Source organism: Mycobacterium sp. TH-M15 (genome assembly GCF_057473705.1).
On the sequence record NZ_JBYCLB010000656.1, the window covers coordinates 1 to 3,562 of the forward strand.

Annotated in this window: 3 protein-coding genes; all 3 read right to left on the reverse strand. The window is 72.3% G+C overall.

Annotation, left to right across the window (positions count from 1 at the left end; translation table 11 throughout):
* Positions 1–1,535: HAD-IC family P-type ATPase (locus tag AC2VNT_RS16055; RefSeq protein WP_486947797.1), on the reverse strand; the 1,535-nt coding region annotated here is incomplete at its 3' end.
* Positions 1,532–2,665: an MBL fold metallo-hydrolase gene (locus AC2VNT_RS16060; RefSeq protein WP_486947798.1), complete on the reverse strand. Its 1,134-nt coding sequence runs from the start codon at positions 2,663–2,665 to the stop codon at positions 1,532–1,534. The genes AC2VNT_RS16060 and AC2VNT_RS16055, both read right to left, overlap by 4 nt.
* A gap of 5 nt (positions 2,666–2,670) precedes the next feature.
* Positions 2,671–3,402 carry an enoyl-CoA hydratase gene (locus AC2VNT_RS16065; protein WP_486947799.1) on the reverse strand — a complete coding sequence of 244 codons (732 nt, stop codon included), beginning with the start codon at positions 3,400–3,402 and terminating at the stop codon, positions 2,671–2,673.
* Positions 3,403–3,562 lie beyond the last annotated feature (160 nt).

Sequence of the window (3,562 nt, forward strand, 5' to 3'; positions counted from 1 at the left end):
CGCCCCGGCCCTACCCCGCCGCACCCCCCACGCGCGGGGGCGCGCGCCGGGTCCCACGCCCCCGCCCGCGGCGGCGCGTCGACCGCCGCGCCGGTGAGGCCGAGTTCGGCGGCGACCGCACCCACCGAGACGGCGTTGTCACCGGAGATCACCTTGACCGCCACGTCCTGGGTGGCGAAGTACTCCAGCGTCTGCCGGGCGTCCGGGCGCAGCTTCTGCTCCAGCACCACCAGGGCGACCGGCGTCACCTCCCCGGGCGCGGCCGGGTCGTCGACCGGCCGGTCGCTGCTGGCCAGCAGCAGCACCCGCAGCCCCTTCGCGCCAATCTGGTCGGCCTGTCGCGCGGCCGCCGAATCCGGTCGGGCCAGCACGTCCGGTGCGCCGATCAGCCAGTTGCCGTGCTCGCGGTAGGAGACGCCGCTCCACTTGGTGGCCGACTTGAACGGCGCGGAAGCCGATACCGTCCAGTCCGGTGGCATCCGGAACGCCTCGCCGATCGCCTGCATGCTGGCGTTCGGCCGCTCGTCGTGCGCGGCCAGGGCAGCCAGCACATCGGTGGTCGCCGGACGCTGGTCGGCGGCGGTCAGCTCGGTGACGCCGCAGACCCGCATCCCGGTGTCGGTGAGCGTCCCGGTCTTGTCGGTGCAGACCACGTCGACGCGGGCCAGCCCTTCGATCGCGGGCAGCTCCTGCACCAGGCACTGCCGCTGGCCCAGCCGGATCACCCCGACCGCGAAGGCGATCGAGGTCATCAGGATCAGCCCCTCCGGGACCATCGGAACCAGGGCGCCGACCATCGCCAGCACCGACGCCTGCCAGCCCACGTCGGTGGTGAACAGTTGGGTGTAGATGATCAGCAGGCCGGTCGGGAAGAGCAGGTACGTGATGAACTTCAGGATCTTGTCGATGCCGGTGCGCAGTTCGGACTTCGCCAGGGTGAACCTGCTGGCTTCGTCGGCCAGCTTGGCGGCGTAGGCCGCACGCCCCACCTTGGTGGCCCGGTAGGCGCCGGTGCCGGCCACCACGAAGCTGCCCGACATCACCTGGCCAGCAACCTCTTTGACGACCGGATCGGCCTCCCCGGTCAGCAGCGACTCGTCGACCTCGAGGTCGGACCCCTCGACGACCTCGCCGTCGACCACGATCTGGTCACCGGGTCCCAGCTCGATCACGTCGTCGAGCACCACCTCGCCGGGCGGCAGCGCTCGCGTCCCGGACTGCCGGCGCACCACCGGCTTCGCCTGGCCGACGATGGCGAGCCGGTCCAGCGTCTGCTTGGCCCGGATCTCCTGCACCATGCCGATGACGCTGTTGGCGACGATCAGCAGGCCGAACAGGCCGTTGACCAACGATCCGGTGGTCAGCACGATCACCAGCAGCGCCCCGAGGATCGCGTTGATCCGGGTGAACACGTTGGCCCGAACGATCTCCGGCACGGTTCGGGCCGCCCGGGTGGGGACGTCGTTGGTCTTGCCGTCGGCGACCCGCTCGGCGACCTCGGCGTTGTTGAGCCCGGCCGCCAGCGAGACGGTCACGCCCGCCACCAAAGGTCGGGTTCCCGGCCGGGCTCCGGCTGGACCCGTTCGCCGGGTCGGGGCACCACCACCTGAACCCCGGCAGGACCGGCCGCCGCGATCAGCCGCTCGGCCGGCTCGGCCCACGGGTGCGGCGCCAGCCGGAAGGTGCCCCAGTGGATCGGCACCAACAGCCCGGGGGCAGCACCGTCGTCGTCCGCGGCCCCGTTGACGTCCCGGTGGGCGCGGACCGCCTCCTCCGGGTTCATGTGCACGTCGGGCCAGGCGGTGCTGTACGCGCCGATCGGCATCAGGGTCGCGTCGAACGGCCCGAACTGCGAACCGATATCCCGGAAACCGGTGGTGTAGCCGGTGTCACCGGCGAAGTACACCCGGTGCCGGGGCCCGACGATCGCCCACGACGACCACAGGGTGAGGTTGCGAGTTACGAACCGCCCGGAGAAGTGCCGGGCCGGGGTGCAGGCCAGGGTGAGCTCGCCGACGGTGGTGCGTTCGTCCCAGTCCAGCTCCACGATCCGCGACTCCGGGACGCCCCAGGCCCGCAGGTGTGCCCCCACCCCCAGCGGCACGACGAACGGGGCGCGCTGGCTGCGGGCCAGGACGGCGATCGTGCCCATGTCGAGATGGTCGTAATGGTCGTGGCTGATCAGCACCGCGTCCAGGGCCGGCAGCGCGTCCAGCTCCATCGGCGGCGGGTGTAGCCGCTGCGGGCCGATCACGTCCGACGGAGAGCAGCGGTCGCCCCACACCGGGTCGGTGAGCACCCGGTAGCCGTCCACCTCGAGCAGCGCGGTGGCATGGCCGAGCCAGCTGATCGCCAGCTCGCCGACCCCGTCGACCGTCGCCGGCGTCGCCAGCGGGATCGGCGCCGGGGGCCGGCGGGCGTCGTGCCCGAAGAGCAGCTGCCGCAGCGCCGAGCGCCCGTCTTCCCGGCTCACCCGCAGCATCGACACCGGATCGAGGTTGACGAAGGCGCCGTCCCGGAAGTGCGGCGCCCGTCCGGTCACCGCGTCGATGGCAACCGGATCGGCACCCAGCGCCGCGGGTGCGCCATGCAAGCCGCGCAGCGCCCAGCCACCGACCGCCAGCGCGGCGGTGCCGACGCCCAGCCGAAGCGCTCCGCGCAGCATTCCGGTCAGGCGCCCTGGAATTTCGGCGGACGCTTCTCGACCCGGGCCAGCTGCGCCTCGATCACGTCCTGGCTGCCCCAGGCCCGGTCGAACAGCTCCTTGTGGGCCGGCTCCTGCTCCTGGTAGGCGCCGTCGTCGTTGAGCACCCGCTTGGCGTGCTGCAGCGCCAGTGGGGCCAGCCCGGCGATCTCGGCGGCCCAGACCTGGGCGTCGGCGACCGTGCCGAGCCGGTTGGCCATCCCGGTCTGCAGCGCGGCGTCGGCGGGGAGCTTCTCCGCGGTGAGCAGCATCGCCCTGGCCCGGCCGTAGCCGGCCAGCGTCGACAGCCGGCGGATGCTCCAGTTGTCCAGCGCCAGACCGTATTTGGCGACCGGGAACTGGAAGTACGCATCCGATGCCACCACCCGCAGGTCGCAGATCATCGCCAGCTGCAGCCCGGCGCCGATCGCGGGTCCGTTGATCGCGCCGATCACCGGCATCGGGAACTCGTCAATGGTCTTGTGCAGCGCGATCAGCCGGTCCGGGTAGTCGGCCGCGAACGCGTCACCGGACAGGTCCGCCCCGGCGCAGAACACCGTGCCCTGGCCGGTCAGCACGATCGCCCGCACGTCCTGGGTGGCTGCCTCGCGCACCGCCTCCCGCAGCTCCTCGACGAGCTGGGAGTTCAGCGCGTTGCGGCGCTCGGGGCGCCGCAACTCGATGGTGGTGACGGCTTCGTCGCGGGTAACACCGATCATGACCGTCCACCCTATTCGCCTCGGCTCGAGCGCCCGACCGGGGCCGGGTCAATCGGTACGGCCGGCGCGGCACGGCGACGATCATGCCGGGCACACGCCACCACGTCCCGCGATAGTCCGGGCCGATCGGGCAAGATGGGCGGCATGGAAAACGGCGCTG

Excerpts from the sequence above, each read along its gene's own strand:
- AC2VNT_RS16065 (WP_486947799.1), bottom strand. The coding sequence starts at position 3,402 with ATGATCGGTGTTACCCGCGACGAAGCCGTCACCACCATCGAGTTGCGG.
- AC2VNT_RS16060 (WP_486947798.1), bottom strand. The coding sequence starts at position 2,665 with ATGCTGCGCGGAGCGCTTCGGCTGGGCGTCGGCACCGCCGCGCTGGCG.